The organism is Methanogenium sp. MK-MG, from assembly GCF_009914725.1.
Taxonomy (GTDB): domain Archaea; phylum Halobacteriota; class Methanomicrobia; order Methanomicrobiales; family Methanomicrobiaceae; genus Methanogenium.
Genome location: NZ_JAAAWJ010000104.1, coordinates 1 through 5,128 on the forward strand (window position 1 = coordinate 1; position 5,128 = coordinate 5,128).

Here is a 5,128-nt window from a genome sequence, read left to right on the forward strand (position 1 = left end):
AATAATATATAGCTTCTGAACAGTAATCCACATACATTGCCCGGGGATCCTATGACGAATTCAATCCTGTATGTCGATGATGAAGAGGTACTGCTCGACCTCACAAAAATCTACCTGGAACGCACTGGTACTTTTTCTGTGGATACCGCCAGTTCTGCCTCTGAAGGGCTTGAGCTGATTCAGACCAAAGCATACAGTGCCATCGTCTCGGATTACGAGATGCCGGGGATGAACGGCATTGAATTTTTACAGGCAGTACGCAAACATTCCCCGGCACTCCCGTTCATCATCTTTACCGGCAGGGGGCGGGAGGATGTGGTGATTGAGGCATTAAACAGCGGGGCCAGTTATTATCTCCAGAAAGGCGGTGACCCGAAGGCACAGTTTGCCGAACTATCGCATAAAATAAACCTCGCCGTTGAGAAGCGTAACACCGAGGAACAGCTACTACTCGATGAGCAGCGTCTGGAGGCACTGTTTGATTTTTACAAGAAGTCCGTCCTGCCGTTTCATGACTTTATGGACTACGCAGTTGAGGAGAACACCCGGATCACCGGCAGCCAGTATGGCTACATTGCCTTTGTCAGCGGGAATGAGGATCACCTTTCGATATACAGCTGGTCCCGACAGTCAATGAAGGACTCCCATGTGCCGGAACATCGGAAAGACTGCCCGCTGGAACAGACCGGCATATGGGGGGATGCGGTCCGCCAGAGACGGGCCACCATCATTAATGATTTTGAGGCCGCCACCCGTGACCGGAAAAAACCTCCGGAAGGTCACATACACCTGAACCGCTACCTGGGGGTTCCCGTCTTTGACAACGAAAAGATCGTCATCCTCGCAGGTGTCGCCAACAAAAAAGCCGTGTATGATGAGGCCGATGTCCGGCAAATAACCCTGCTCATGAACGGTCTGTGGGAGATTGTCAAACGGAAAAAGACCGAGGATGAACTGAAGGTTGCCTATGAGGAGATGGAGACGGCATATGAACAGCTCGTGGCAAGCCAGGATGAGCTTGTCAGTATGCATAAAGAACGTCAACTACCCCGGCCTAAAGACCGGGGCTTGGGACTCTATCCGTAGAAATAGTTCCCGTGTGGGTGGTTGACTGCACTCCGGTAAAAATATGGTGCCTATCCTGACCGGAAAGCCGTTTTATCTCCCGGCATGCTGGCGGTCCACCGCACAGGTGAGCCTGATGTCGGTGTAGCTGAACCGCTCGCCGAGGATGGTCTTCAGCCGCCGGAGATCCTGTGTCCCTTCCCGTGCCGCCGCCTCCCTGATGGTTGCCTGCCGGTGGGGGGGCACGAGGTCATCGATCTCCACCGGTTCGCCGTTATCGATGGCTGCTGCGATATGGGCGCCGCATATATCCGGTGTAAGGGAGCGTCTCTCTGCAATCTCTGTCATGGTGCACCCGGCACGATAGAGGCGCAGGGTCTCTGCCGCCGACCCGTCAGGCACGTTTTCAACAGGTCTCAGTGCCGCCATAAAAGACCGGCCGAACCGCTCCAGTTTGGCGGCACCCACCCCTTTGATGGAGAGAAACGCCGCATCCGTTTCCGGTCGTGAGGCGATCATCGCCCGGAGCGCCGCATCAGAGAAGATCATATACGGGGCAATTTCCTCCCGGTCTGCAATTTCACGCCTGAGTGCCTTCAGCTTAAGAAAGAGCGGGTCTGCTGGTTCTTCCTGCCGGGTAGCGGGCAGCTTTGTCCTGGTTAAAAATACAGCGTCTGCATCATCCCCTGCCGCCAACAGCTCCCTGCCCGCCTCCCCCACCGTGAGCACCGGGTAGACGCCGCTCTCGCGTTCGAGATAGCCGAGGCGGACGAGTTCACGTATAAAGGAGCGCCAGTCATCCTTTGAATATGCCTTGCCGGTTCCGTAGCCGGTGGCATTCCGCTGCCCCATTTCACGGATCTTCTTTGTATTCGCCCCGCGGAGCAGGTCGATGAGGTGGCTGCTGCCGCAGGGAATTTCCAGATTCTGCACGCAGGTGATGGCCGTCCGGGCAATCGCCGTGCCGTCAAAGCGTTCCCGCGGAGAGCAGCAGACATCACAGGTGCCGCAGCCGCCCGCCGGTGGTTCTTCCCCGAAGTACTGCAGGATCATTGCCTGCCGGCAGCGGTGTTCCTCGCAGTAGGCGGCCATCTCTCCGAGTTTTGCATACTCCGCTTTCTGCCGGGCGGCAGATGACTCCTGCCGGATAAAAAACGCCTGCCGGTGCAGGTCGCCGGGGGAATAGAAGAGGATGCAGTCTGCAGGGTCACCGTCACGCCCGGCCCTGCCGGTCTCCTGGTAGTAATGTTCAGGCGACCGGGGCAGGTCGTGGTGAATAACAAACCGCACGTCCGGCTTGTCAATGCCCATCCCGAAGGCGACCGTGGCAACGATGACCTGCACCCGATCGCGGACAAATGCCTCCTGTGCCTCCTCGCGTGCCTGCCGGGTGAGGCCCGCATGGTAGGGCAGGGCACGGATGCCGGACAGGCGGAGGGTGTCTGCCAGTTCCTTCACCCCTTTGCGGCTGAGGCAGTATATGATCCCCGACTGCCCCCGGTGGTCCCGGATATAGGAGAGGATTGCCCCTTTGGTGTCCTTCTTTTGCCTGACCTCATAGCAGAGATTTTTGCGGTAGAAACTGCCCGTCACCCGGCGGGGGCGGCGGAGGTGGAGCTGTGCGATGATATCATTCTGCACGGCAGGTGTTGCCGTCGCCGTCAGTGCCACCACCGGTGCCTGCGGGAATTCACGGATGAGACGGGCCAGTTCGCGGTATTCCGGGCGGAATTCATGGCCCCACTGGGATATGCAGTGCGCCTCGTCAACAGCGATGAGGCTGACATGTGCCTTCTTCAAAAGAGAGAAGAACTCTGTCTTCACCGCCCGTTCGGGAGATACATAGAGCACCCGCACTGCCCCGCGGGCGAGTGCCGCTTCCGTCTCCCGCCGTTCGGCGTAGTCCTGCAGTGAGGTGATGCAGGCGGCAGGCACCCCGCATTCCCGGAGGGTGTCCACCTGATCCTTCATCAGGGCAATCAGCGGTGATATGACAACTGTTGTCCCGCCGGATATCAGTGCCGGTATCTGGTAACAGAGGGATTTTCCGCCGCCGGTGGCTATGACTCCCAGGACATCCTCCCCTTCTGCAAGGGCCTGGATGATCTCCTCCTGGTAGGGGTATAAAGAGTCATACCCGAAGTAGTGCCTCAGGACTGTGGTGGCATCGGAAAGTGGCATGGCATATATTCAACAAAATAGTTTGGCAGAAGAGCGGGTTATGGGTTGTGATGCAGGCCGGGTGCCGGGAATATACAGGATGAGGGATGCCTCATCCTGATGAAGGGATGTGCAGTATTATTTTGGGGGTCTCTTAACAGCCGCCGCCGTTGCTGTGACCGGCACAGGCGCCTGCAGGATCCATTTCCCCGAGTGTGCCGTCGTTCAGTGCCTGGACATTATCCCCGACTGTGCCGGGTATGGCGCAGAATACTTTAATTCCTGCACCATTGAGGCTCATAATGGCCCCCCTGCCGATTCCGCCGACAAGAACTGCATCAACAGAATGTTCTGCCAGTTCTTCTGCCGGTGCGCAGCCACCACTGCCATGGGTTGAACTTGTGGGCGGTATCTGTGAGCATACGCCGGTCTCTGTCTCGACCAGAAGAAATGCCGGTGCCGATCCAAAATGGCCGTATGGGATGCTCTCAAGCCCGTTATCCTCGTTGATTGGTATGCAGAGTTTCATAACTGTTACACTATCTCCTGTGAATGCAATAAATATGATTTTACTCATGTGCGCATAATTGTAGTGGTTCCGGCAGAGACACGGTTATGCATACCCGCTGATCTCGTAGTCAACTGCAGATGACATCTCGGCACACTCCGCTCCGTGCAGCAGCACCTCGTCAGCCCGTGTCTTGATGATCGAAGGATATACAGCACCTGAAAAACTCTGCACCGCTTTTCCGGCGCAGAAGAATCCGAAGGTCGGTGTCGCCATTATTCCATAACGTTCACCGATCCATGGGTTATCTGCCAGGTTCAGCCTGACAAAGAGCATCTTCCCCGCGTATTCCTCTGCGTAATTGCGGAAATACGGTTCCATCGTTTTGCAGTGTGGACAGGTCGGGCTGTAAAACATCACGGCAACCGGGAGGTCGCTCTTTTCAACGGTTGCCTCCCAGTCTGTTCCCTTTAGTTCATGGACAGTTGTCTTTGGCATATGCTCTTCCTCTTACATCCGGAGTAGTGCGGGCATACACAAAAAGATTTCCGGGGACAATAACCCTGATCATTCCCGGCCGTTTTGCAGCATCATGTCGGTGATACTCACATTTGGGTGATGGTATCTGCCCCGTGCAGCAGTCTTCTTTCCCGATTGTATGGCACTCCGGGGACAGTAGTTGATGCAGGCAAAGCAGGATTCACAGGCATTGCCCCATTCCGGCGGGTTCATACCGGAGACTGTGATATTGTAGACCGGGCAGGCATCTTCTCTCCCCTGCTTTTTTGGTCATGGTTTAGGTGTGTGATGTGCACGGTGTTTTGCCGATTACGTTCTCTATTTTACAAATCCAATATGCCTCTTGCCATTGTCGGGGCAAAAGACAATAACCACTACTCATGAAACTATGCGACGGACTGAGAGAGGGTGTTGGCAAAAGAGGATGCGGCAGAACGGCTTCTGTTGTCCGTCTGTGGTGGGATTTGCGGGTGACGGATACCACCCGGCAGATGCCTCCGCAGATTCACTGGCAGATACTCCCACTGCACAATTTTTATATCAGTTATATTCAATATACTGATTATAATGGCTACAACGATAGCAGTCTCCTCTGATACCAAAGAGAACCTGAGGAAGTTCGGCGAAAAGGGAGAGACCTTTGACCAGATCATCAGGCGGCTGATGGAGGATGCCTGCTGGAAAAAGGTGGACGCACGCTGGAACAGAATTCTTGAAGATGAGGAATTTACGCCTCTTGCAGAACTATGAGGTATCAGGTTCTTCTCTCAAAAACCTGTGAACTACCACGCCCTAAAGGGCGTGGCTTCCTGCTTCATTGACAACACTTGCATCACAGAAACGTGATGTAGTGGTATTGCCTCCACAGGCTCAAAG

At 55.2% G+C, this 5,128-nt stretch carries 6 protein-coding genes; 2 read left to right on the forward strand and 4 right to left on the reverse strand.

Going from position 1 to position 5,128, the window contains the following annotated elements; all coding sequences use genetic code 11:
• The first annotated feature begins 51 nt into the window (after positions 1–51).
• Positions 52–1,086 (forward strand): response regulator, encoded by a 1,035-nt coding sequence (locus MKMG_RS10505; RefSeq protein ID WP_165077824.1) that lies wholly within the window; start codon positions 52–54, stop codon positions 1,084–1,086.
• Between the two features lie 72 nt (positions 1,087–1,158).
• Here MKMG_RS10505 and recQ read toward each other — a convergent pair whose 3' ends face one another.
• The 4 genes from recQ to MKMG_RS10525 all read right to left on the reverse strand — a co-directional run bounded on the left by recQ (position 1,159) and on the right by MKMG_RS10525 (position 4,465).
• Complete coding sequence (gene recQ / locus MKMG_RS10510) at positions 1,159–3,246, reverse strand: DNA helicase RecQ (RefSeq protein ID WP_165077831.1); 2,088 nt, start codon at positions 3,244–3,246, stop codon at positions 1,159–1,161.
• Between the two features lie 133 nt (positions 3,247–3,379).
• On the reverse strand, positions 3,380–3,754 hold the full coding sequence (locus MKMG_RS10515; protein ID WP_165077832.1) for a NifB/NifX family molybdenum-iron cluster-binding protein: 375 nt from the start codon (positions 3,752–3,754) through the stop codon (positions 3,380–3,382).
• An 84-nt stretch (positions 3,755–3,838) separates the two neighbouring features.
• On the reverse strand, positions 3,839–4,231 hold the full coding sequence (locus MKMG_RS10520) for a co-chaperone YbbN (RefSeq protein ID WP_165077833.1): 393 nt from the start codon (positions 4,229–4,231) through the stop codon (positions 3,839–3,841).
• A gap of 69 nt (positions 4,232–4,300) precedes the next feature.
• Entirely contained in the window at positions 4,301–4,465 is a 165-nt protein-coding gene (locus MKMG_RS10525) for a hypothetical protein (RefSeq protein ID WP_165077834.1), read from the reverse strand.
• Between the two features lie 354 nt (positions 4,466–4,819).
• Here MKMG_RS10525 and MKMG_RS10530 point away from each other — a divergent pair, with 354 nt between their 5' ends.
• On the forward strand, positions 4,820–5,002 hold the full coding sequence (locus tag MKMG_RS10530) for a hypothetical protein (protein ID WP_165077835.1): 183 nt from the start codon (positions 4,820–4,822) through the stop codon (positions 5,000–5,002).
• Positions 5,003–5,128 lie beyond the last annotated feature (126 nt).